Origin of the sequence: Kordiimonas laminariae (genome assembly GCF_023008165.1) — a bacterium.
Lineage (GTDB): Bacteria > Pseudomonadota > Alphaproteobacteria > Sphingomonadales > Kordiimonadaceae > Kordiimonas > Kordiimonas laminariae.
On sequence record NZ_JAKQZA010000001.1, the window covers coordinates 299,478 to 323,217 of the forward strand.

A 23,740-nucleotide genomic window follows, 5' to 3' on the forward strand; every position below is an offset into this window, starting at 1 on the left:
ACAATGTTTCCATTTATTTACTTGGGAGGGCAAAGAAATGGATACGGCCAACGAAAATACAAAAGCGGAAAACACCACCTTTGTTCGTGAACTTGCTGCACGGCTGATTTTCCCGGCCTTCATGACAAGCTGCCTTCTTGCTGTTTATGCACTTTTGCAAATGGGTGTGCATGAAGGTTTGGCGGTTTTTTATGTGTTATTCCCTGGTGCACTTGGCATCTGGCTTCTAGAACATGCTCTTCCCTTCCGTAAAAGCTGGAACCGGAATGATGACGATGTAGGCACAGATTTTATTCATATGGTGGTTGCCCAAATCATCATGCCGCGGCTTTTAAAACCCCTATATCTTGCCACTCTAGTATCAGGCTTGACCTATCTAATCGGAGAGAGAGCATCCTCACTTTGGCCGCATGAATGGCCGCTTATAGCGCAACTGTTTCTCATGCTGCTGGTTGCTGAATTCGGCCGTTACTGGGTTCACCGCTGGGCCCACGAAATTCACTGGATGTGGAAGTTTCACGCCGTGCACCACAGTCCTAACCGACTATATCTTCTGAACGCTGGGCGCTTTCACCCTATTGAGAAAATCTATTTCCTGATCCCTGAAGTCGTACCTTTTCTTGTGCTTGGTGTGAACACGGAAACCACCGCTCTTTATTTCGTATTCAACGGTATCCACGGCCTGTTTCAGCATTCGAATATTTACCTGAAACTGGGCGTGATGAATTACATCTTCTCCATGACAGAGCTTCATCGCTGGCACCACTCAAAAGCCATAGAGCAGAGCAACACCAATTACGGCAACAACCTGATCATTTGGGATATTATTTTCGGCACCTTCTTCTGGCCGAAAGAAAAGGAAGTGGGTTCTATCGGGCTCCACAACCCCGAGTACCCCAAGGATTACTTAGGCCAGCTAGCTGCGCCCTTTAATGGAGACATCGACAAGCCAGCTGATTACAGTGATCGCCCCGAATATTATGAAGAACTCGCCCTTACTGAACCACCACTTGCGGAGAAGAACTGATGAAAGCTCTGCGTATTTACAGTATCATTTATTCGGCTCTGCTGTTCATAGGAGAGACGATTGTTGTGCTCACTTCCGATAAATTCTGGCCCCTTTCACTGGATGATTATGTGGCAATCGCCTTACTTCTCTATGCGCTGCGGTCGCTGAATGCAATGAAAGGCAAACTGCTTCAGTTCGGGGTTTGGGCTTATATGTGCGGTAAGCTCTACACCATGTTTTTTATTCGCATTGATCCTGCAGCTGGCGAGGCAGAACGCATTCTGCCACTGTTCATTTTACTTCTGGCATCCATTGCGGGATTGATACTCTCCCTGCGCAGCTTCAGGGAAGAGTTAGCGCAACCCTAAACGCTTCATGGTGCGCAAAAGGTTGCTGCGGTCCACCCCAAAGGAACGCGCTACCGCAGACAGATTATCGCCATAATATTCAAGCCGGTCTGCAATAAGTTGCCGCTGGTAACCATCCACCAACTCTCGCATATCTTTGCTGTGATCCTTAACTTGGATAGGCACGTCAGTCTCTAATGTCTGATGCACCCCATCCTCAAGTGCCAGGTGATGATTTCCAACGGTTACCATATCAGCACCCGTGTGGTCCCGGCTTGCTTTCAGCGTTGCCCGACTAAGAATATGCTCAAGCTCTCGCACATTACCGGGCCAACTATAAGAAAGCAGGCTTTCGACCGCACTGGCAGAAAGCCGAACCTTACCAAGCCCCAATCGGTGCTGGTTCTTTTCCAGGAAATAGCCTGCAAGTAACAAAACATCTTTGCCGCGTTCCTTGAGCGCAGGTACAGGAAGCGGGTAAACGCTCAGGCGGTGATACAGGTCTGCCCGAAAACGCCCCGCCTTCACTTCTTCCTGCAGGTTCCGGTTAGTGGCTGCGATGATACGCACATCAACGGAGATAATCCTATCGCTCCCTACCCGCTGGATTTCACCACTCTGTAGCGTCCGTAGAAGCTTGGCCTGTACCCCAAGCGGTAATTCACCCACTTCATCAAGAAACAGCGTTCCACCATCAGCCAGTTCAAACCGACCACTTCTGTCAGTAACCGCGCCGGAAAAGGCACCTTTCACATGGCCGAACAGCTCACTTTCCACAATATTTTCAGGGAGTGCCGCGCAGTTAATCTGCACCAATACCTCACTTGCCCGGCCCGACTGATCATGGATTTGACGCGCCACCAGTTCCTTACCAACGCCGGTTTCACCAGTGATCAATACAGAAAGCAGAGACGGAGCAACGGTGTCAATATCTCCCACCAACGCCTGCATGGCATCACTTTCACCGATCATGTGATCCTGCGCTTCCGAATGCATCAGAGACTGGGCGATTTCATGTTGCTGACTGGCTTTTGCTTCCAGTGCTTCAATATGCAGGCTGGTTTTAATCGCAGCAGCTACAGCCGCTACATAGGCCCTCGTTTCTGTGGGATTAAGGGCATCAAAAGTACCTGCCTTCATCGCATCAAGGGTAAGTGCGCCCCAAATATCACCGTCCACATAGATGCTTGATCCCATACAATCATGCACATGAAGCTGTTCGCTATCCGCGACCAAACCATCATACGGGTCTGGCAGCTTGCATGCCGCTTCAAAGCGAACTGGCTGATCACTTTCAAGGATATTTTTCAGGCGCGGATGTTTTTCCACATCAAAACGGCGCCCCATCACCTCTTCGCTCAATCCTTTGGCAGCCAATGGCACCAGCATATTCTGCTTTAACTCAAGGAGAACAACTGCATCGCATTCAATGGCTTGGGCGATAGCATCAATCAGGCGCTCATACCGCTCCGCTGGCTTGAGCGCCTTACTCAGATCTTCAACAATACTGATAAACGGCAACATACTCATACGGGTTCATTTAACACACCCTGAGTTATTTTAACATCCCATTAAGTAAGTTAATTTAACCTCACCAGCATGTTCCGATCATTTAAACCCCAGAGATACCGCCAATCCTGAAACTGGCACGTTTGTTGTTATGTAAATGTCAGTTTAATGCTGTGAGAGTGAAATTATGTTAGATCAAAACACTATCGATATTATCAAAGCAACTGCCCCTGTAGTGGCTCCTAAAGCTGATGAAATTACATCCTGCTTTTATCCCCTGATGTTTGAGCGCTATCCTGAGGTAATTCCGTATTTCAACCAAACTCACCAGTCCAAAGGTTCCCAGCCTAAAGCGCTGGCGAATGCAGTGGTGGCATATGCACTCCATATTGAAAACCTTGGTGCTCTTGATGGTGCCGTGAAGCAAATTATCCAGAAGCACTGCTCCCTAGGCATCCAGCCTGATCATTATAATATTGTTGGCGAATGTTTGCTTGCAGCCATCAAAGCAGTGCTTGGTGATGTAGCTTCTGATGACATCATCGAAGCATGGGGCAAAGCATACGGCCAGCTCGCGGGTATTCTTATTGATGCGGAAGAAGGTCTTTATGCTGCAGGCGCCAGCAAAGAAGGCGGTTGGCGCGGACTACGCGAATTTATCATCAAGGATAAAGTGCGCGAAAGCGATATCATTACATCTTTCTACCTCACACCGAAGGATGGCGGTGCTGTACCAGCATTTGAACCGGGCCAGTTTATTGCAGCACTTTTCAACATTGATGGTCAACATGTTCGCCGCAATTACAGCCTGTCTGATGCACCGGGTAAAAACTATCTTCGCATCAGTGTAAAACGGGAAGAACATGGCTTAGTTTCAAACCATCTACATAACAATCTGAACCAAGGCGACAGCATTGCTCTTATGCCTCCGTTTGGCGAGTTTACCCTGCGTAAGAATGACAAACCCCTTGTACTGGTGACAGGCGGCGTTGGTATTACACCTGCGATCAGCATGCTGAATACCGAAGCAGCGACAGGCCGTGAAATTCACTTTATTCACGCGGCACTGAACAGAAACACCCACGCTTTCCGTGAACATGTACAAAACACAGCGGCAGAGCACACCAACGTAAAGCCTATCTTTGTATATAACGAACCAACAGCAACATGTGCACCACATGCCAAAGGCTTTATCACCAAAGAAATGCTTGAAGCACAAATCCCATCCGATCGGGATGTTGAATTTTATTTCCTTGGGCCAAAGCCTTTCATGCAATCAGCGCTGAAAATTGCAAAAGAACTGAATATTCCAGAAGGTCAGATTCACTATGAATTCTTCGGCCCGGCGGAAGATTTGGCTGCTTAACCCCTATTCTGGCTGTGCATGCTTGTTTGGTTGAATGATCGCATATCCCTGCATCAAGGGAGCAATAAAATTCGGATACGCATCTCTGGCAATGCCCCTTTTTCGGAAGAAAACATTGCCAGAACCGGATTTGAAACTTCCCGATAAACCTCATCCTGTCAGGGGTTGGTTTAGCGCTTATTCGCTGGAAGCCTGCACATAGAATCCCATCCACCGCTTGGTGAACTATACCTTCGTCCTTGCGGTGGGTGCGGCGCTTTATTTTACCGTACGGTAAATATCCGCTGAATGACTTTTCAGCGTGGAGAGATAAATCTTATCACCAGCAACTGCGAAAGCAGGCATACCGTCTGCCTGAAGCAGTAATTCTTTCTCCCCGCCAACAGCATGTTCATAGAAAGCCCATTTACCGTTTTCAAACTGCCAGTAAAAAAGCTTATCACCCTGTTTTTCCACAGCAAATTTACGACCAACAATCGGATTTGACAGAGTTAAGCCAGTTGGTTCTCTACCCTCACCAGAAAAAAGCGCACCAGTTTCTGAAAACCACAAGGTATTTTTCATATCAGAGGCGTAACGAATATAGGCCCAAGACCTGTTTTCTATACTTACTGTATTGGTAGGTAGGTCATAGTAATGCACCTGCCATCCGCCTTTTACAGCAATACTGTAAGAAAGTGTGTTTGCATCAAACCACGAAACACCACGGATTTCTGTTTGCGGGATATCAAGTTTCTGGCGCTCACCAGTTTCTGCATCAACCACATGAAGTTCATTGATAGTAACACCAACCAGACGCTTTCTATCAGTTGACCATTTCAAATCATAATAATGGGTATGACTGCTGCCTGATGTAAGTTTTCGTTCCTGATGATCTTCAAGCGACTGAAGCCATACTTCATCTTGCCCTGATTTATCTGACATATAAGCGATCATCTTGCCGTTTGGCGCAAGCGTTACCAACCGATCATCTACTGAAGAGGCCGCTACCAGCTCCTGCGAGCCATCTGTTCGGTCCAAGGAGATAATATCACGGTTATAAATGCCGCCCACATATACGTAACCACCCGTATGATCATCCCGAATTGGGGTGCTAATCCGGTGGCTGGCACTGTGGATAATCTGCCTGTCTCCACCTTCCAGATCAAAACTGATAAGATCATACGCAGGATGTTCACCAATTACGATCACACGGTCGCCCCGAAGGTTCCAGATTGCGCAGCACATATATTCATTAAGGCGGAACATCTGGGTGAGTTTATCCCGCTGCAGATCAAGCGTGAAAAACGCGAGCCACTGCTCTGCGTCAGGCGAGGAAATAAGAAGCTTATCTTCTGTCGGGTGCAGATCAAACTGTGTATTGCCGCCCAGAATAAGTTCTGGCTGGCTCACGCGGCGGCTGGTGCCCGCGGGCAGCGTAAGCTCATAAATGGAATATGGCGGGCCAACCTCGCTAGCTTCTGCATACAAAAGCTTATTATCATCATGGGTGAATATCACTTTGCCGTAGCTGTTCTTAGGGCAGTAATGAATGGTTTCTTGCACCGTTACTTTCATACCATCAAGGGTTAAGCGCCGCAGCTCACAGCTTTCCTGATCCGTGTAAAGATACGCGATATATTTACCACTGTCTGACCAATCCGCAGGGCCGTGGTGCGCGCCCGCTTCACTTAATTTAACGGTTTCCTGCGTTGTAAGATTCTTCAAATAAAGCTGAAGAAAATTATCTTCAAAGGTGGTGTAAAGCAGTTGGTTCCCATCAGGTGAAACAGAAGGCTGAAATTCCTGGCCCCCACCGCGGGTTAGAAATTCGGTACCTTTCACAGTTGGTTCCGGCTTTGTGGTTTGCTGCAAATACATCACAGCAAAAGCCGCAATAATAAACAGCGCAAACACCATCATGGATTTACTGCTATGTGGCTTGGCCTGCACTTCCCCACCTGTGGCAGCAGTTTCCACAACCGATTCTACCACCAGTTCAGAAACTGGTGCAATAAAACGGTATCCCTTTTTAGGATAGGTGGCAATAAATTGGGGGGATTTAGGCTCATCCCCCAGCTGTTTTCTGAGTTTTGCAATAACCCGGTTTACGGCATTATCTGTAATGGCACGGGCTTCCCAAACTGCATCAACAAGCTCGTCCCGGCTGATGGTTTTATCCGGGTTCAGGCAAAAATAGGTGAGCACTTCAGCAAGGAGAGGTTCCAGCTGCACAGTTTTTTCTATGCCGTCTGCATTTTTTTCATGCAGAGCTTGCTCTTTCTCATCAAAGATAAATTGTCTTATTTTCCAACGCATTACCGCTTAATCACCCCGAGTTTGGCGGTGAACTTATCATGGTTTTTAGGCTTGGTCACAAAAAATCACCTAAAAATCACCTCGTGATCATTACTTATTTTTCGCCTCGTGGAATTGGTATCTCAAGCCGCACCGATGTGGTGCAGGCAATAACATGATGAACCGAGGCACGACGATGAAAATTACAAAAGCACTTCTATTAACAGCCCTTCTTTCCACAACTTCCATAGCGCAGGACAATTTCAAAACGCCTGCTTCCGTGAAAGCCGATTTTGAGGGCTTTGCTGAACGGTTAAACTCAGGAAGCCAGCTCCACAGAGATATGCAGGCGCTTGCAGAAAAACTGCTGAAGAGTGAAGGCCATAACCTGGATACCAAAATGCGCCTGCTCGCACTAACGGGCCAATTTGACGAAGCACTGAAGGTACTGGCAGAAATCAGGGCTAATCAGGATACAAGCGCTTATCCCGCAAATCCGTTTCTTACCCTTCAGCAGGAGCTATTCTTTAAAACCAAAATTCGCGAACAGCGGACAAATGAAAGTTTCGAAACTGCTTTCAGGCATGTATATGAAGCCATATTCCGCCCGCTGAATAACAAGGAGGCACATAAAGCCAGTTATTATATGGGCTATAGTCTGGAACAAGGTATCCCTTACATGAAATTTGTGTTTGGGCGCGTAGCTGGCAGTGATGAACTTTCCAGCAAAGATGCAGCCAGCCTTCTTTATAATTATCAGGATTACTATGTTTACAACGCCGTTATTCCTGCCAGCAAACCCCTGCAAGAAGAAGATATTGACCGCCGTTATATTACTGATCGTAACGTTCTTATAAAAACACCTGAAGGCATCACCCTTTCAGCAGTTGTAGTACGCCCTCGCGGAGTGGCCGAGCCAATGCCAGCAGCGCTTAATTTCACAATTTACAACGTACCGGACAGCAATCTTCGTGAAGCCTTGAACGCAGCAGCTCACGGTTATGCGGGTGTGATAGCTGATGCCCGCGGCAAACGCCTCAGCACGGATGAAATCCGCCCATACGAAACCGAACACAAAGACGCTAACGCGGTGGTTGACTGGATCAGCAAGCAAAGCTGGAATAACGGCGAAGTGGCGATGTATGGTGGCAGCTACAACGGTTTCGCGGCATGGGCGGCGGCAAAGCATGCACACCCAGCGCTTAAAACCATCGTTCCTTATGTGGCAGCTATACCTGGTTATGGCTTGCCGATGGAAAACAATATTTCTATCAGCGCCAATTATGCGTGGCCCTTTTATGTAGCCAACAACCGCGGCCTTGATTTCGACCTGTATTTCGATAATGCCCGATGGGGAAGCCTTAACACTAAATGGTTTGAAAGTGGCCGCCCTTACCGCGAATATGATGCGGTTGATGGCCTTACAAACCCCTGGTTCCAGAAATGGCTGGACCACCCTGCCTATGATGAATACTGGCAAGCAATGGTGCCTTATAAAAATGATTATAAGAACATCAACATCCCGGTGCTTTCCATTACGGGTTATTATGATGACGGACAAATTTCTGCTCTCAGGTATCTGAATGATCACCACACCTATAACAAAAACGCGGATCACTATCTGGTCATCGGTCCTTATGATCATTGGAGCGCTCAAGGCACACAGCGTAAAAACCTGCGCGGTATTGAGCTTGATCAAAGCGCCTTTATTAATGTGCCGGAAATTACTTTTGAATGGATGGATCACATCCTTAAAGGAGCACCAAAGCCTGCCCTTGTGAAAAACAAAGTAAACTATCAAGTGATGGGAGCAGATACATGGAAGCACGTGCCGTCGCTGGCAGAAATGAACTCTGATACAGTACGTTATTATCTGAATACAGAAAGTTCTGGCGAACACCACACCCTCAGTACTCACCGGGAAACAAAAACAGGTAATGTGCTGCAAACCGTTAATTATACTGACCGCAAAACACAGAATAATGCTTCATACCCGTGGCCAATTATCCGCGACCAGTTAGAGACTTTCGGCGGCAAAGTATTCCTCACCGATACCTTCGCGGAAGATATGGAGCTATCGGGCCAGTTCTCCGGCAAGCTTGATATTCGCATGAACAAAAAGGATGTAGATCTGGCTGTAACGCTTTATGAAATCCTACCGGACGGTAAGTTTATTCACCTGGCATCCTATATGGGCCGCGCCAGTTATGCGGCTGATGAAACCAAGCGGCACTTGCTTACCCCCGGTGAAATTGAAAGCATTGAATTTAACCGCACGCGTATGGTGAGTAAGCGCATAGCCGAAGGCAGTCGCATCGCCGCCATCGTGAATGTAAATAAAAACGTGATCGCACAGGTAAATTACGGCACAGGGAAAGATGTAAGCCTTGAAAGCATCAAAGACGCTGGCGAACCGCTCAAGCTTGAATGGCAGAACAGCAGTTACCTGAACCTGCCTATCAAACCACTGAAGTAATACTAACCAATTAGAAGGTCGGGTTTATTCCGGCCTTTGCCATCTCTCGCACTTGTCATTGGCGAAATATTGCTTACATCCACCACTCAGGGTAGATCAATCATCTGCACTTTAGGGGTAAGCATTTATGCGCGACATGATGGAAACATCGCACGATGATCCAAAGGCAAAATCTGGTTTCATCTACCAAGCCAATTACGGATATAATGATTTCCTGAGATTTATCTTAGCCATCATCTGTGGTTTTTCTGTGTTAATTGCCGCGATGCTGATGTTATTTGGCATTACCGAGATGTTTTCTTTTGAGAATAGCCCCGGAGGCTTTGAAAATCACGTCAACTTACTCCTCAGTTTTTTAGCCTTCTATCCTGCGCTTTGGGTGATGCAGACCCGGTTACACAAACGTGAATGGCGAGACCTGCTGACAAGTGCCCCAACATTCAGATGGAAACAACTTATTCAGGCTGGCTATATCTACGGCTTAGCTCTAGTGGCTTTTACAGCATTTGATTGGCTAACAGGTGAAGTAACATGGGTTTACGATGGAACCACTTACTGGTCTTTCTTTATGGTTACATTGCTTCTTGTACCGTTTCAGGCTGCATCTGAAGAAATTTTATTACGCGGGTACGGCAATCAGTTTCTTATCCGCTACTTGAAAAACCCTTGGGTGGTTTATGTGATCACCAGCATGATATTCGCCAGCCTGCATTTCGCAAATCCTGAAGCAGATTCCGGATATTTCTATCAATATGCATTGCTGATATTTGTTGCTGGCTTCATCGCCTGTATTGTTACTCATTATACGGGAGGCCTGGAAGCAGCGATTGGGATGCATATTTTCAATAACTTAGTTGTTTTTACAGTGGTCGGACATGATATCCCCGGTGAACCTACAACAACACTTCTGAGCTTGGGGGAAATCCAGTTCTCGTGGTTTGACACGATTATCGCAGTATTGTTCGAATTTGTCGTAGCTTTTATAGTGATCTGGTACCTGAAACGGCAACAGTCTCGGACTATTCTCTCAGCCAATGCAACAAGCATTACACCGTAAATAAGCTTCGGTTTAGCGAAATCAGGGTTCCCTTCATGATATGGTTATTATATAACCTACCTTATGAATACGTTAGTAGAACATAAACAGCCTGTTCTTCCCGCAGTCTGCTTGAAGAAGTATCTATTGCTTCTCACTGTGCTTGGGCTGTTTATTTTTACTCGTATTCTTTTCTCATTCCACCACCATGGAATGGAAAATCAGTTTGATGATACTGACGCGCGGCTGGAATGCGGATACTGTCTCGTAGCGCATGCAGCTATGGATATTGAAGACAATGTCCAGATTATTGCCCTCCCCCCTTTCGCGGGCAATAATTATGATCCACTTCATAGCCAGATCCCGCATAGCGTCAGCATTTCAGCCGCAAGCGCCCGTGCTCCGCCAAAAGCTTAACTCTCCCTATTGCAACCTGAATATCTGATCCAGTTGGCAGCAAATGCCAGCTGATATTTGTCGTGTAGCTCGTCTGCACGCGAGAGAGTTAACAATGAAACATATGGAATTATATGATGGTGCCAGTGCGCGTAGCATGGCACCCGCACCGGGTAATACAAACAATGGCTACCAGCCACTAAGACCTCCAAGGCTTACAAACAATCAGGCGATGGTTTATGATGCACTGCTATCTTTGGGCAGGTCAGCAAAAGCATATGAACTGCTTGAAATACTGCGCCCTCAAGGTGTGAACACAGCCCCCACCATTTACCGTGCGCTCACTGATCTCACACGGAAAAATTTGGTGCGGCCCGTGCATTCCACACGCACTTTTACGGCCCGGCCTATTTCAAAACCGTTCACCAAGCACAGTATCTTAATGATCTGCGAAGCTTGCGGTCATGTGGACACTATTGAAAATCCCGCTCTTCAGCATGCTCTTGAAGATAATGCCAGCAGCGCCGGTTTTACACCCAGAGATAAAGTGGTGGAAATCATGACCCTCTGCCGCGAAGAAACCTGCCCCAGCACAAATCCGGGATTATAGTGATGGAAAAGCCTGCTGCTTATTCAAGTGTAATGGACCGGATTGCCGTGGCTGCATCTGGCCTGTGTGTGGTGCACTGTATCCTTACCCCTATTCTTATCGCCGCACTGCCTGCTATCGCAGCCTATGCGGAGATCAACCACGATATTGAACTACTGCTTATCGGGGTCATGCTGCCGCTCAGCGCTTTTGCTCTATTCAGAGGATACAAGTGCCACTGCAGCATGCAGCCTACAGTAAACGCGGCTGGCGGTGTTGCACTCCTTTTACTGGCACAGCTTGTGCTCGAAAGTGAAACGGGCGAATTGATTGCCAGTGTCGCCGGTGGTTTGGCGCTCATTACCGCACATATTATAAATATCAAAGCAGGGAGGCACTGCGCATCAGGCAGTGCCTGTGAAAGCTAACTAAGCTTTAAATGTCATGCTGCGGTGGCGGATTTGCTCTAGCGTATCCTCCACCAGCATTTCACCGTTCCTGTACACGGTGCGCATCGCACTTTCTTCTGTGCCTTCTGTTTGGCGAGTTTCATAACCATTTTCGTTTTTTACAAGCGCGAGCACACCGCGCTTGCTGGCTTTTCCTTTATCGGTGATAGGGTTCTTAAACACGTCCTGCCAGTTCCCGTTCACCTTTACCGCCGAACATTTCATGGCAAAATGCTGTGTATCACGGGTTACTTGCTGCAACAGCCCGGAGCCCATACCAAACACAATATTCTCAGCACTTAAGCCTTCTTCAAGCATCCGGCTAAGGATTTTCTTAATGGTATCCGGGGTAATACCATCCCCCTGCAGCACACGTACATGATCAGGCAGAATTTTATAGCCCTTACTGTTCGTACGGCTACCAAACTGTTCCATCAAAGCTTTGATAACAGCGATCGGGTTTTCAATAGGATCACCACTATCCGGCCTCACCACAAGGCGTGAGCCTGCTTCCGCATTTTCCAGCACCTGATCCTTCAGCTCACCGCCGAAGATATCATTCACTGCACGGAAAATATCATAGCTGTCGGCTACGATACTAATGATGTTCGAGCCTTTAAACTGCTTGAGCATATTGCTGTAAGCATCGGCTTCCCGGTCTTCACCCCAGCTTGTCATGGTGCTGTGCTCACTCGCAGGGACAGAAAAAGCCGCCATCGGTTCCTGATAATATGTGCGGGCCGCAAGAAGCGCATTCATGGTATCTGTACCGCGGAAGTTCACCAAATGGGCAAGCCCACCAAGCGCTGCGCTTTCTTCAGAAGATACACCGCGTGCGCCGAAATCATGCAGCATAAACTGCGCAACGGGCTCAGCCAGCTCGTCACTGCTTTCTTCCAGCGCTTCCAGAATGCTTTGTTTGGCGTGATAGCTGATGGTTGCCACTGTTGTTGGGTACCACACGCCTCTTAGAAGTGATGTTTCCACAAAACTGCTGAGCCAATAGCATGCCGGATCAGTGTTTCGCACCTGCACTAACACATTGCTGATTGGTACAATCGTGCCTTCTGGTACTGCCTCGATTTCAAGCGGCAGGTAGCCATCATGTTTATCGAGAATATGCTGCCAACCAGCCAGGTTAAAACTAATGCCGTGTTCATGGCACACCCAGGCGGCATCATCGATATCCGCTTGTGTAATAGGGTTCGCCAGCAGCTTCTTCAGCCATGCCTGAAGGCCAAAAAACAGCACGCTTTCATGCTTACCGCCACGACTTTCCACATAACTGTTCACAATGGTTGTTTCAGGGGGGTACTGCAGATAATGGCTGTGTTTATAGCTATCTGTATCAAGAATAATATTGGTCATAGATACGTCTCAGAATGCCCCATAGAAATATGCTTGGAGCCTTTGCTATCACACACACCCTATTTTGCAACCTTTGCAGGCTGCATTCCTTGTAGAAGCTCCTTAGGAAAAAATTAGTGCGTCGCCTGACTATCAGCAAAAACCGTAAGAATATGCTCCACATGATCAATATTCTGAATAAGGATATCAACCAGTTCTGGCTGGAAGTGTTTCCCCCGCTGTTCTTTAATAAACCGATATATATCCCCAAGGGCCCAAGGCTCTTTATAACAGCGCCTACTTCCTAAAGCGTCATAAACATCTGCTAACCCGGTAATGCGACCATAAATATGGATATCTTCACCGGATTTACCGTGCGGATACCCAGATCCATCCCACTTTTCGTGGTGATGCAACGCAATCATAGCTCCCGCTTTTAAAATAGGCTTATCTGATGATTGAAGCATTTCATACCCGAGCCGCGCATGGGTTTGCATCACCGCCCATTCTTCAGCATTCAGTTTACCGGGTTTGTTCAAAATTGAATCTGGAATACCTATTTTACCAACATCATGAAGAGGCGAAGCATATTTAATAATTTCAGCTTCTTCTTCAGATAACCCAAATTTCAGCGCCAATAGCTTTGATATCTCAGCAACCCGTTTTAAGTGGTTGCCTGTTTCCATAGAACGGGTTTCCACCGCTTCACCGAGCCGGTAAACAATTTCCCGCTGGGTTTCTTCTACCTGACGGTTCAAATCCAGATTTTCAAACACAATACCGACATTGCGGGCATATAATTCGATCAGATCACGATCCATATGATCAAGCGCTAATTCACCGGATACATAGAGCACATTTTCATGGCCGCTTTTCCCCACATGATGACTAACAATCTGATTACCTTTTACCACCTGCCCCTTTTGGGAGGCTTCTGCAATTAGCTCTTCCAAATTCAGCGAGTTAGGGTCCACGCTGTTATCATTCCCAATACGGTACCGCCCTGTACCCGCAAGGACTTCAAAAGAAGAATTATCTTTCTTTAACGCGGCTAGAGAATCCACTCGCCTGCCATAAAAGGAATCCCCTTCTTTTACTCTCAAGAGCGACATGAGCTGATCCAGCGCCCCCTCGGCCAAGGTTTGCATAGAATTGATCGAGAAAATATCAGCCGTAGCTTCAATGATTTTTCTTAAACCCTTCCTGCTGTCCTCAAGTGCAACCATATCGCGGTAAGACCTAAGGGAAGCGCTCATCAATGTATAAAGTTTCTGAGATGTAAGTTCGGTTTTTTCTTTATAATCATTGATATCATAATCCATGATTACCTTTTTCTCTGGCGCTTGCCCCGGCTGGCCCGTTCGCAGCACAATCCGCGTTAACTTATTCCCCAGATCACCTCGGATATAATGAACTAAATCCAGCCCTGCATTATCACTTTCCATAACAACATCCAACAGGATAAGGGCGACATCAGAATGCTCTTTCAGGATCTGTCTTGCATCCGCTGCGGAGTATGCATCCAGATATTCAAGCTGCCTGCCACCAAACTCATAGCCTTTTAAAGCCATCTTGGTAACACTGTGGATTTCATCCTCGTCGTCAACGATCAGGATTTTCCAGTTGGTTTTAACTACCTCATTTGAAACCTGCTGCGGCTTACTTGGGCTTAACTTTAATTTTGTTCCTACTAACGCCATTCTATCTATCCCCTACTAGATAAATTGTTCTTCTGCACTGTGGTTCGCGCACGGGAAATTAATGACAAATCGTGTACCTTCACCTTCCGCACTAAAGCAGTTGATTTCACCGTCCAGTTTATCGACCACTAAGTTATGAAGGATATGCAAACCAAGGCCCGTACCACCCTGACCGCGTTTTGTTGTGAAAAATGGATCAAAAATATGCCTGAGGTTCTCTTTGCTGATACCGCAACCATTATCAGAAAAAACAATCTGAACTTTTTTGTTCGATAAAGACGACAAAGCAATATTGATGACACCACCGTCGTTCGCTGCAAAAGCATGAGAAAGAGAGTTAGTGATTAAATTGGTAATTATCTGACTTAAAACCCCTGGGTATGTTTCGATGTAAATATCTTCAACATCATCCAGAACCACTTCCACAGAAGGCTTTTTCACAATCGGCTTTAAACTGATGATGATATCCTTCAGATACTCTTTGGCACTAAAGGTTCGAACAATATCTTCGGTCTGATCCACAGACACCTGTTTAAAACTTTTCACCAACTCGGACGTACGTCTTAAATTATTTTGAATAATTCTGAAGGCTTCTTTTGAATCAGCGAAATAGCTTTGAAGATCTTCTTCCGAGAGTATTTCATTTTGGTAAGCTTCTTCGGTTTGCATAAGCCGTTCGCGGGCATGGGATGCCGCGGTAACACTAACGCCAACAGGTGTATTTATTTCATGAGCAACACCTGCCACCATTGTAGACAGTGCATTCATGCGCTCATTTTGTATAAGCTCATTCCGTTCCTGCTCATTAATAAGCTGCTTTTTCGTGTTGTTGAGGGTCCTGTAGTCTCGCGAAACACTGGATGATAAAATCACCCCTAAAAACGGGACAATGATTGCTTTCGTAATAACCATGGAAATTACAATGATATACATTGTAGATACCGTTTTCGCGACAAAAGGCTGAAATTTAGCACCGTGTGAGGATAGCCCCTCCAGGCCAACTTTAAGCTTTGAAACAACAACCTCTTTGGTTATTTCGCCGCGGGAATACTGGTCCAGTTCATCAAGAATATCATCCGCAAGAAGTTTATCCTGCTCGCACAAGGCAATCGCTTCACCGGTTCCTATGATTTTCATCATGAACGTCTCGAACGCACTCACCATATTCAGGCATTCGATTGGCTGTTCTCTTACAAGAATTACATAATCTTTGACGGATTCAATATTGCCAGACGTTTGTTCAAACTGATCAACGGCTTTATAAACCTGATCAATATATTTTTGGTGCTGGTAGTTTAATTTATGAAGCTGCGCTCCCAGCTGAATTTCATAAACACCAACGATGCTTAACAAACCCGAAAGCAGCACCAAAAGATTAAGAAGGTTTAAACGGGTGGATACAGATGAAGTTTGGCGGAAGAATATATTTTTGGTGAACAATGCCCTGCCTTTTTTTTGCGCACTTCAAACGATACTGAAAACACAAATTCTAGGCTGGTTCCTCCCAAACCAACGTTACAAGTGTGGGCGTAAAGAGTTAAAAAACATTAAACTCTTCAAGGTACGTGTAAGTAAGCCGACACTTGGCAAGCAGGTTTTAAACTTCTGATTAATCGAGAAAATCCCGTGCCTCATATAGGTCACGGGATTCACTTCAATCATGATATTAGTTTATTCAAAAGTACCGCGGATAGGATAGTTGTTTTCCGGGTTCTTAATAAACGCAAGGCCACCAACAAGAAGACCTAATTCCGGACGAATAATCGGACCATTTGCATAATCAACAACCTGCAACAAGCCTTCTTCGTTCACAATAAACATGCCCGGCTCGGCAAACGGCGCATCTGTTTCCTCTGGGGAACGCGGGCTGGAAATATAAAGCCCAAGTGACTGCATCTGCTCAATGGTCAAGCCGTAACCAACAGGGAAATTCGGGTTCACCTGCTCCATCTGCACTGTCGCTTTCTCAAGCGGATCAGAAGAAACAGCAATTATCTCAATACCGAGACCATGAAGATCATCCAGCTTTTCATTCAATTGCTGCAGATACTGTGTACACAAGGGACAATGCTTGCCGCGGTAAACCACAATCATTTGCCAATCAAACCCTTCAGACGCCTTACCAAGGGTTAGGTCTTCACCGCTGGTAGACTTCAGAGAAAACACTGGAAACTCGGTTCCAGCAGCTAATTTCTTACTATACATCGAACACTCCTTTAATTTTGTAACGATTGTTATTTAATTAGCCTATGAATAATTTTCAACCAATTATGTAACGATCGTTATCAAATAAAAGTTATCTCTCTATTCCCAGAGTAAAACCAAATATTTACCGGGAATACACCCTATAAAATTTCAAGCCTTCTTGAGATTTGTAACAAACGTTATTAATATAATATCTGATGTGTGTTTGAGGTTTTGAGAAATGCCAGAGAAGAAGGTTGGACGCCCAAGAGGCTTTGATAGAGAACAAGCCCTAAACGCTGCGGTGACAGTGTTCTGGGAAAAAGGCTATGACGGCACTTCTATGCGTGACCTGACAGATGCCATGGGTATCAACAGTCCCAGCCTTTATTCTGTCTTTGGGGATAAGCAGCAGCTTTTTATGGCTGCCATTGACCACTATTCCCAAAACTTTGGTAAAAGCCCGATCAGCGCCTTTAATGATGAAACTGATATCAAAAAAGCAATCATTGCTTTCCTTGAAACCGGCATCACAGAAGATGACAGCACACCCGAACATCCGAAAGGGTGCTTTATCAGCAGCTGTGTGCCCACCAGCGCTGGCCATGTGGAAGGTGCAACAGAGAAACTCCAGCATATTATTAAAGGGGCAGACAGCCTTTTCGCTGCAAGGTTTGAAGAGGAAAAATCCCGTGGTAGCCTACCCGCAGACTTCCCATCAGAAGAACGCGCGCGCCTTATGTTTGATCTTCGTCAGGGCCATGTCCTCAGAGCCAGAGCAGACCTGCCATCAGCCCGTATTGAAGCAGACCTGGAATCCCGCGCAAATATGATCCTGTCTTACTAGTTTTTCATCAACTATCTCTTACTAACTGGTTTTCCCGGCAGGAATTTGTGGTATCACCGTGATACTAATCCAACTGGGGAGCCATCATGAACATTTGGGAAGAACGGTTTGAAACGAGCGCAAGCGGTGCATCAGAAGCACGTACCGCTTATGATGTAGATTATGGCCGTATTATTCACTCTGCTGCTTTCCGCCGTCTGCAGGGAAAAACCCAGATTTTGAATTTAGGGGATAGTGATTTCTACCGCACTAGGCTTACCCATTCGCTTGAGGTATCCCAGCTTGGTGTAGGGCTGATGAAGCGTGCGAGAACCGAGTTTCCTGATCTGGAAATACATTTCCCCACCACCACACTGATGCAAACCATCTGTTCTGTTCATGATCTCGGCCATCCACCATACGGGCACGGCGGCGAGGTTGCCCTTAATTATTGCATGCGAAACAGCGGGGGCTTTGAAGGCAACGGTCAATCACTGCGAATTCTTTCGAAACTTGAGCACTTCTCAAAAGATGCGGGCGCGAACCTAACCCGCCGCAGCTTGCTTGGTATTCTTAAATATCCAGCGCCGTATAGCCGCGTGGCAAACAAGGATATTATGCCCTCCAAAGGTGACAGCTCAGGCAGCCTTCACCTTCTGGACCGCAACAACTGCAAGCCGCCCAAATGTTATCTGGATACAGAAAAACAGGTGGTAGATTGGGTACTAAGCGTGTTTAGCGATGAAGAATTGGCGCGCTTCACAAGCGTTGCGCCCGGCAAAGAAGGTAAACACGGCAAGCCACGCTATAAATCACTTGATTGCTCAATCATGGAACTGGCGGATGATATTTCAAACGCTGTGCATGATCTCGAGGATGCAATCTCGCTCAAGTTCGTAGACAGTGAAGATTTCCGCGCCTTTTTCACCGTAGATCGTTGCCGTAATTATATTGAATACCAGCAACGTGAACGGCCTAAATATTTCGGCAGCAATAATGCCTATGATAACTTTATCAGCGGCATGTTTGCGCGTGATGCATCTCGCCGTAAAATGAACATCAGCATGCTGGTTACCTATTTCCTTGATCATCTGGTGATGCACGAGGTGGAGGGTTTCAGTAACCCTATGCTGAAATATAATCTCGATCTATCGCCTGCCGCACGGCAATTGATGTTGGATTTCAAAGCCTTTGTTTATGACAAGCTCATTCAGAAACCGAGCGTGCAACACCTTGAATTTAAAGGCCAACAGATGGTGGTAGATGTGTTTGAGATTATCGCCCATGAACCACGACGTTTCCTGCCTTCTGAAGCATACGGGAAATATGTGGAACACGGCGAAAGCCTGCGTGAGATTTGTGACCATGTGGCTGGCATGACAGATAATTATCTGATGCAAATGTATGAAAGATTACTGAGCCCGAGAGTGGGCTCAGTGTTTGATCATCTGTAAGCTATTTCACCAGCTTCAACACATCGCGCACGAACAGATCAAGCTTGAAACCTTCACCACCCGCAGGATCATGCCCTCGGCGGATAAGGACTAGGTTCCGAGACGGCACCACAACCAGATATTGCCCACGGTTACCACGCGCTGCATATGCATCATTTGGAATGCCATCAAAATCTTTATCATAGAGCCACCACTGTGCACCGTAGCCCATTGTTGGTGTGCCATCACGGCGCGGTCCGGGCTGCGGCCCTTTAGCGGTTGCGATATAATCTACCCAACCTTCAGGCAAAATGCGTTCGCCCTTCCAAACACCATCCTGCAAATGAAGAATACCAAGGCGCGCCATATCGCGGCTTGTGGTCCACACCTGGCTTGAAAGTACGAAGTTGCCTTCCCAGTCTGTTTCCAGGACCGTATCATTCATACCGAGCTTATTGAGAAGCGCTGTAAACGGATATTCGTTGTAAGCCTTTGTGCTTTCAAAGCTGTTCTTTAAGGCACGTACAGCCAGCAAGGTATCATTGTTCGCATACTTAAAACGTGTGCCCGGCTTTACATCAAGCGAATGCTCTGTCGCGCTATCACTCATCCGGCCACCACCCGCGTATAAGCGGTCAGTACGGTTCCCTGCCCGGTTGCTATCAATGCCTGATGCCATATGCAGCAGGTTTTCAAGCGTGATGTTTTTGCGCGGGTCAATCGGGCTTTGCCACTCGGTGATGTTTGCGGGCTTTGAAACATCAATCATGCCGTCCTCTACTGCCGCACCAATTACAGATGCAGCAATTGATTTCGCTACTGACCATGTCCGCTGGCTGGTTTTTGGCGTGTAACCCTCGATATATTCTTCAGCGAGTAATTCTTCAGGCGTTGCCACGAGAAGCGCCGTGGTGAGCGCATCTTTACCGTAATACGGATCAGCCATCATGCTCTTGAGCTTGGCTTTCAGCGCGCTACTGCCTGTATCAAGTTTCTTCCAAGGCTGGCTATCGCTGGTATTTGGCCGGGTTATATCAACGGCTGGCAGATACTGTGCATCGGCAAAATCAGCGCCAACAGGAAGTTGCGTACAGCCAAGCCCCTCGCGCCACTGGCTGATACGCGGCGGCAGACCATCATTAAACTTCACACTCACACGCTTGTTTTTATGGTCTATCACTGCGTCAGGCAGTTCCGCCATTGGCGCTCTGAAGCCTTGATAAATACCAGTAAGTTCCTGTGCGGCGATCATTTCAGGCGTTTTGCCGCCGTTGAATGTGGCACTGCAAGTAAATGCTGCCTTATAGCCCGCAGCATAGGCTTTCATTGTTGTGGATGTTTCTCTGTCTTGCGCGGTGGCAGCTGTGCTCAACGCCGCCAGTGCAAAAATGCCCAATATCTGTTTCATTGCCCTCTCCCTAAAACGAGAAAAGACCCTGCCAAAGCTGACAGGGTCTTTCAAGTTACCTAACGGAAGTGTGTTCAAATTGCTTAGAACTGACCAAACACTTCAATACGGAATTCCGGCTTTCTGGTACGGTCTGAAATCTCAGAACCAGTGAAAGCACCTCCACGGGCGGGATCGAAGAAATCACGCTGTCTACGGAACTTACCAGTGTTAATCAGATCCACAGCAAAACGGGTTTTCACACCAAACCAACGTGTTGTTTCAATGAAGGCATTAACCCGTCGGTTACCACGGAAGCTGATAATCTGGTCAGTGAGGAATACTTCCTCTCTGAAGATGCCATTATATCTAATACCCCATGAAACCTTCGCTTTAACAAGGTCCTGACGGAAATCAAAACCAAGGAAAGATGGATTAAATCCACTGATGCGGCGGTTCTGCCCTGTTACCGGATCATCAAAACTTGCATCCCTTAGGTTTGCTTCAATTTCAAGAAGACCACCCGGCAGAATGAAATCAAGCGGGATATTTAGTTCTGCTTCCACACCGTAAAAACGCGCGTTACCCGCGTTACCACGGCCCGGGTCACCGCTTGCCAGAATAATTTGTTCAAGGATATCACTGCGCCATTCGTGGAAAGCGTTAACACTCAATGAGCCACGCTCGCTGAACTTCCAATCAAATGTTGTAGAAAGTTCCCACGCACTGTTTGGTGCCAGATCAGGGTTACCAGCCGTTGTACGGTCATCATTAATCTGTGCACTTGCGGCAAAATCACGGAAGTTAAGCTGCCCAACCGTCCGTTCAATCTGCCACTGCCACTGAACGTTATCACTGAAATTATATGTCGCAGTAAGACGTGGTTTCAGAAACTTGAATGTCTGCTTGTTACCAGCATCACCTGATACTTCAATCTCTGAAATTTCGCCGGTCAGGCCACCATCCACGGAAAGCTTTTTCGTAGCTGCCCAGTTAAAGTTAGCAAATGCTTCGCCGCGGATTTCCCGAACGCTCGCATTGGCTGAACTTAGATCAATTGCTTCACCGTTTGATACAATCGACAGATCAGAATCCAGGCTGTTACGCGCTACTTCAAAACCGAACTCCGGCTTGAATTTATTTGCACTTGCATCCCCGTATGTTGAGCGAAGAATGAATTCTTTCTGCTTACGGTTTTGTTCAAAATCCGTAATATCATTCACCACATCAAAAGGTTCGCTTTCAATAGTACGGCTTTCAAAACCAAAGTTATCAACCGAACCAAGTATAATGGAATGAAGTTTCCACTGATTGCTGAACGTTTTTTTCCAGTCAACGCTCAGTTCGTATTCTTCACCGCCGCCACGTTCATTATTCTGCCATGTAAAATCTGGCGTACCGCCATCAGGCAAGCGGCTATTAAAGCCTTCACGGAAGAAGTCGCCTTTAAATCTATCGCGGAAAAATTGGCCGTTTACCGTTAGCTTACCACCAAACGCATCGCGGATTGCCTCAACAGAGAACACCTGGAAGTTAAACTGGTTTTCGAAAGTTTCATCCTCACTTTCGATCAAGTTTCCTTCGGCATCTACATCGCGAAGAAGCGCATCCCGATTGCCACCATTCCAACCAACATCAAACCGGCTTGTGGTATCCCACCCACCAATTTTCGTTGCAAGCGAGCCTTCAACATTTGGTAGCACACGCCCATCAGGTGGACGGCGCAATTTAGCAACCCAGGTACCACTGGTGCCGCCTGCTTTTTTAATAACGTTCGCAACAACGGATTGGCCTGCGGTATCACCTGCACTTGTACCACCGCGCACGATCTCAATCCGTTCAACCTGCGCTACAGGAATACGAATAAGAACCTCACGCAAGCTTGCTGATTTTGAAGAAGGTCGTGCACCATCAATCAACACGTTACCAGCGTTACCACCAAAACCACGTGCATTTGAACCGCCATCAAATGAAAAGCCAGGCAAACGCTGGATCATTTCAAACGCATTTTGCGGGTTATATTGATCAAAGAAAGATGCTGGGTATGTGTTTGCCGCATTGGCTACAGGCACATCTCCATCATCATCAACTGCGGCGTTATCCACCGCATACGACATAGTGGTGCATGTCGTTATCGCCAAAATCGCTGTCGCCGATTTCAGCACAGTTAAAGCGTTCTTACGCTCCCCACCTAAAAGTAGGTTCATTATTTCCTCGCTCTCGCATCATTACAGTTTGCTGTTTGCCCTTACTCAAACAGCGGATTTGCGATGGCCTGTATATTATCTTTGGACAAAACCTAAGTTCACCCCTTCTGTAAACTTAAGCATAATGCCGTTCAGGTTATACTATTGCACTTTCCCTGAGATGCTGATGCCATACTTTTCCGGTGAAAGGTGGAAATTGCGGTAAAATGTTTTCAAAGTGCGGCAAACTGAAAATCGCAGGGAAACCTCTTTCATAACTATAGCTTAAACCCGTTTAGTAATACCCTCTATAACCTCACGTTTACGCTAGGGTGCATTTTTCGACTCCCTATTTCTACTAATATATATAATATTATTCAGATTCGCTTGGGGGCGTATTGTATTGGTATTGAGGACTGTATGTTTAACTCAAGCGTTAAAGCAGCTATTATTTCTGCAGCTGCTCTTATGTTCACACCAGAAGCTCACGCAACATTCAATTACCATATTGATGTATTTTCCGATGCCGGAACATACGACCCTATTACGCTGGGTGAGGATCTCACACTGGATGCTTGCGGCTCAACCGTGCACCGTAACACCACAGGAGGCCCAAGCTTTGGGCTTTGTACACTCGCAGACGTAAGTGCTTTTACACTTACATGGCAGGTTTCTCAGAACGGTGTTACAGAAACACTAGGTACTTTTGAAGGCGCTAACGCTGCAGCTGGTTTGAACCCGACATTTTCAACAGGCGTTGGTTCCCTATTTACTGCACCAGGCAATTATTTGATTAATCTGGTTCTGATCTTGGATAGCTCTGCTTTTGTAACCCTACCTTCCGGGGCGGTAGGCCTTGGTGGCGGCGATTGCGGCATTGTACATGAAGGCGTTACATACTCCCTTCCGGGGTGCGACCCGTTTGCGGTAAACCAGCCTCAGGTAAACGGCATCAGGGATGCGGGCGTGGGCTCCACTACTCTTACAGTAAATCCAACCGCGGTGCCTGAGCCATCAGCAATCCTGCTTCTACTTCCGCTTATGTTTGGTCTTGCATACTTCCGCCAACAGCGCCCTGCGCTTGTTCGTGTGAAAGCAAATCGCCGTATTCATAAATAAGGCAAACAGGGCGACCTGCGCTTCTTCGGCATGAGTTCGCCTTAATGTTTCTTAAGCCTGCCACTATCTCGGCAGGCAACCACCCCATTCTATAGGCAGAGTTA

The 23,740-nt window shown here is 46.8% G+C and carries 19 protein-coding genes; 11 read left to right on the forward strand and 8 right to left on the reverse strand.

Going from position 1 to position 23,740, the window contains the following annotated elements:
- Positions 1 to 37: 37 nt before the first annotated feature.
- Both MF542_RS01440 and MF542_RS01445 read left to right on the forward strand, forming a co-directional pair.
- On the forward strand, positions 38 to 1,027 hold the full coding sequence (locus MF542_RS01440; RefSeq protein ID WP_247015190.1) for a sterol desaturase family protein: 990 nt from the start codon (positions 38 to 40) through the stop codon (positions 1,025 to 1,027).
- Entirely contained in the window at positions 1,027 to 1,377 is a 351-nt protein-coding gene (locus MF542_RS01445; RefSeq protein WP_247015192.1) for a hypothetical protein, read from the forward strand. Before MF542_RS01440 ends, MF542_RS01445 begins: the two co-directional genes overlap by 1 nt.
- Here MF542_RS01445 and norR read toward each other — a convergent pair.
- A complete protein-coding gene (gene norR / locus MF542_RS01450; protein WP_247015194.1) occupies positions 1,363 to 2,886 on the reverse strand; it encodes a nitric oxide reductase transcriptional regulator NorR in 1,524 nt (507 codons plus the stop codon). The genes MF542_RS01445 and norR overlap by 15 nt on opposite strands.
- Positions 2,887 to 3,052: 166 nt before the next feature.
- Between norR and hmpA the strand changes: the two genes are divergently transcribed.
- Entirely contained in the window at positions 3,053 to 4,231 is a 1,179-nt protein-coding gene (hmpA, locus tag MF542_RS01455; RefSeq protein WP_247015196.1) for an NO-inducible flavohemoprotein, read from the forward strand.
- Positions 4,232 to 4,489: 258 nt separating this feature from the next.
- On the opposite strand, the gene MF542_RS01460 is transcribed toward hmpA, so the two are convergent.
- On the reverse strand, positions 4,490 to 6,529 hold the full coding sequence (locus MF542_RS01460; RefSeq protein WP_247015198.1) for a winged helix-turn-helix domain-containing protein: 2,040 nt from the start codon (positions 6,527 to 6,529) through the stop codon (positions 4,490 to 4,492).
- Between the two features lie 175 nt (positions 6,530 to 6,704).
- Here MF542_RS01460 and MF542_RS01465 point away from each other — a divergent pair, with 175 nt between their 5' ends.
- The 5 genes from MF542_RS01465 to MF542_RS01485 all read left to right on the forward strand — a co-directional run bounded on the left by MF542_RS01465 (position 6,705) and on the right by MF542_RS01485 (position 11,433).
- The gene (locus tag MF542_RS01465; RefSeq protein WP_247015200.1) at positions 6,705 to 8,984 is read left to right on the forward strand and encodes a CocE/NonD family hydrolase; all 2,280 of its coding nucleotides are present in this window, start codon (positions 6,705 to 6,707) and stop codon (positions 8,982 to 8,984) included.
- Positions 8,985 to 9,111: 127 nt separating this feature from the next.
- Positions 9,112 to 10,041, forward strand: coding sequence for a CPBP family intramembrane glutamic endopeptidase (locus MF542_RS01470; protein ID WP_247015202.1), 930 nt, complete (start codon positions 9,112 to 9,114; stop codon positions 10,039 to 10,041).
- Between the two features lie 63 nt (positions 10,042 to 10,104).
- Positions 10,105 to 10,437 (forward strand): hypothetical protein, encoded by a 333-nt coding sequence (locus MF542_RS01475; RefSeq protein ID WP_247015204.1) that lies wholly within the window; start codon positions 10,105 to 10,107, stop codon positions 10,435 to 10,437.
- 94 nt (positions 10,438 to 10,531) lie between these two features.
- Entirely contained in the window at positions 10,532 to 11,026 is a 495-nt protein-coding gene (locus tag MF542_RS01480; RefSeq protein ID WP_247015206.1) for a Fur family transcriptional regulator, read from the forward strand.
- A 2-nt stretch (positions 11,027 to 11,028) separates the two neighbouring features.
- Positions 11,029 to 11,433, forward strand: a complete 405-nt coding sequence (locus MF542_RS01485) for a MerC domain-containing protein (protein ID WP_247015208.1) — start codon at positions 11,029 to 11,031, stop codon at positions 11,431 to 11,433.
- Here MF542_RS01485 and MF542_RS01490 read toward each other — a convergent pair whose 3' ends face one another.
- The 4 genes from MF542_RS01490 to MF542_RS01505 form a co-directional block, all read right to left on the reverse strand.
- Positions 11,434 to 12,822, reverse strand: a complete 1,389-nt coding sequence (locus MF542_RS01490; protein WP_247015210.1) for a nicotinate phosphoribosyltransferase — start codon at positions 12,820 to 12,822, stop codon at positions 11,434 to 11,436.
- A 113-nt stretch (positions 12,823 to 12,935) separates the two neighbouring features.
- Positions 12,936 to 14,501 (reverse strand): DUF3369 domain-containing protein, encoded by a 1,566-nt coding sequence (locus MF542_RS01495; protein WP_247015212.1) that lies wholly within the window; start codon positions 14,499 to 14,501, stop codon positions 12,936 to 12,938.
- A 15-nt stretch (positions 14,502 to 14,516) separates the two neighbouring features.
- A complete protein-coding gene (locus MF542_RS01500; RefSeq protein WP_247015214.1) occupies positions 14,517 to 15,941 on the reverse strand; it encodes a sensor histidine kinase in 1,425 nt (474 codons plus the stop codon).
- Positions 15,942 to 16,172: 231 nt separating this feature from the next.
- Entirely contained in the window at positions 16,173 to 16,706 is a 534-nt protein-coding gene (locus tag MF542_RS01505; protein ID WP_247015217.1) for a peroxiredoxin-like family protein, read from the reverse strand.
- A 220-nt stretch (positions 16,707 to 16,926) separates the two neighbouring features.
- Here MF542_RS01505 and MF542_RS01510 point away from each other — a divergent pair, with 220 nt between their 5' ends.
- Entirely contained in the window at positions 16,927 to 17,532 is a 606-nt protein-coding gene (locus tag MF542_RS01510; RefSeq protein WP_247015219.1) for a TetR/AcrR family transcriptional regulator, read from the forward strand.
- 86 nt (positions 17,533 to 17,618) lie between these two features.
- Positions 17,619 to 18,965 (forward strand): anti-phage deoxyguanosine triphosphatase, encoded by a 1,347-nt coding sequence (locus MF542_RS01515; RefSeq protein ID WP_247015221.1) that lies wholly within the window; start codon positions 17,619 to 17,621, stop codon positions 18,963 to 18,965.
- A gap of 1 nt (position 18,966) precedes the next feature.
- Here the strand turns inward: MF542_RS01515 and MF542_RS01520 are convergent, their stop codons facing one another.
- Both MF542_RS01520 and MF542_RS01525 read right to left on the reverse strand, forming a co-directional pair.
- Positions 18,967 to 20,352, reverse strand: coding sequence for a serine hydrolase domain-containing protein (locus tag MF542_RS01520; RefSeq protein WP_247015223.1), 1,386 nt, complete (start codon positions 20,350 to 20,352; stop codon positions 18,967 to 18,969).
- 83 nt (positions 20,353 to 20,435) lie between these two features.
- A complete protein-coding gene (locus MF542_RS01525) occupies positions 20,436 to 22,538 on the reverse strand; it encodes a TonB-dependent receptor plug domain-containing protein (RefSeq protein WP_247015225.1) in 2,103 nt (700 codons plus the stop codon).
- Between the two features lie 399 nt (positions 22,539 to 22,937).
- On the opposite strand from MF542_RS01525, the gene MF542_RS01530 reads away from it, so the two are divergent.
- On the forward strand, positions 22,938 to 23,636 hold the full coding sequence (locus tag MF542_RS01530; RefSeq protein WP_247015227.1) for a hypothetical protein: 699 nt from the start codon (positions 22,938 to 22,940) through the stop codon (positions 23,634 to 23,636).
- Positions 23,637 to 23,740 lie beyond the last annotated feature (104 nt).

What these genes read in the sequence shown, in the direction of transcription:
- MF542_RS01440 (WP_247015190.1), top strand. Translation starts at nt 38, where the DNA reads ATGGATACGGCCAACGAAAATACAAAAGCGGAAAACACCACCTTTGTT.
- MF542_RS01445 (WP_247015192.1), top strand. Translation starts at nt 1,027, where the DNA reads ATGAAAGCTCTGCGTATTTACAGTATCATTTATTCGGCTCTGCTGTTC.
- norR (WP_247015194.1), bottom strand. Translation starts at nt 2,886, where the DNA reads ATGAGTATGTTGCCGTTTATCAGTATTGTTGAAGATCTGAGTAAGGCG.
- hmpA (WP_247015196.1), top strand. Translation starts at nt 3,053, where the DNA reads ATGTTAGATCAAAACACTATCGATATTATCAAAGCAACTGCCCCTGTA.
- MF542_RS01460 (WP_247015198.1), bottom strand. Translation starts at nt 6,529, where the DNA reads ATGCGTTGGAAAATAAGACAATTTATCTTTGATGAGAAAGAGCAAGCT.
- MF542_RS01465 (WP_247015200.1), top strand. Translation starts at nt 6,705, where the DNA reads ATGAAAATTACAAAAGCACTTCTATTAACAGCCCTTCTTTCCACAACT.
- MF542_RS01470 (WP_247015202.1), top strand. Translation starts at nt 9,112, where the DNA reads ATGCGCGACATGATGGAAACATCGCACGATGATCCAAAGGCAAAATCT.
- MF542_RS01475 (WP_247015204.1), top strand. Translation starts at nt 10,105, where the DNA reads ATGAATACGTTAGTAGAACATAAACAGCCTGTTCTTCCCGCAGTCTGC.
- MF542_RS01480 (WP_247015206.1), top strand. Translation starts at nt 10,532, where the DNA reads ATGAAACATATGGAATTATATGATGGTGCCAGTGCGCGTAGCATGGCA.
- MF542_RS01485 (WP_247015208.1), top strand. Translation starts at nt 11,029, where the DNA reads ATGGAAAAGCCTGCTGCTTATTCAAGTGTAATGGACCGGATTGCCGTG.
- MF542_RS01490 (WP_247015210.1), bottom strand. Translation starts at nt 12,822, where the DNA reads ATGACCAATATTATTCTTGATACAGATAGCTATAAACACAGCCATTAT.
- MF542_RS01495 (WP_247015212.1), bottom strand. Translation starts at nt 14,501, where the DNA reads ATGGCGTTAGTAGGAACAAAATTAAAGTTAAGCCCAAGTAAGCCGCAG.
- MF542_RS01505 (WP_247015217.1), bottom strand. Translation starts at nt 16,706, where the DNA reads ATGTATAGTAAGAAATTAGCTGCTGGAACCGAGTTTCCAGTGTTTTCT.
- MF542_RS01510 (WP_247015219.1), top strand. Translation starts at nt 16,927, where the DNA reads ATGCCAGAGAAGAAGGTTGGACGCCCAAGAGGCTTTGATAGAGAACAA.
- MF542_RS01515 (WP_247015221.1), top strand. Translation starts at nt 17,619, where the DNA reads ATGAACATTTGGGAAGAACGGTTTGAAACGAGCGCAAGCGGTGCATCA.
- MF542_RS01520 (WP_247015223.1), bottom strand. Translation starts at nt 20,352, where the DNA reads ATGAAACAGATATTGGGCATTTTTGCACTGGCGGCGTTGAGCACAGCT.
- MF542_RS01525 (WP_247015225.1), bottom strand. Translation starts at nt 22,538, where the DNA reads ATGAACCTACTTTTAGGTGGGGAGCGTAAGAACGCTTTAACTGTGCTG.
- MF542_RS01530 (WP_247015227.1), top strand. Translation starts at nt 22,938, where the DNA reads ATGTTTAACTCAAGCGTTAAAGCAGCTATTATTTCTGCAGCTGCTCTT.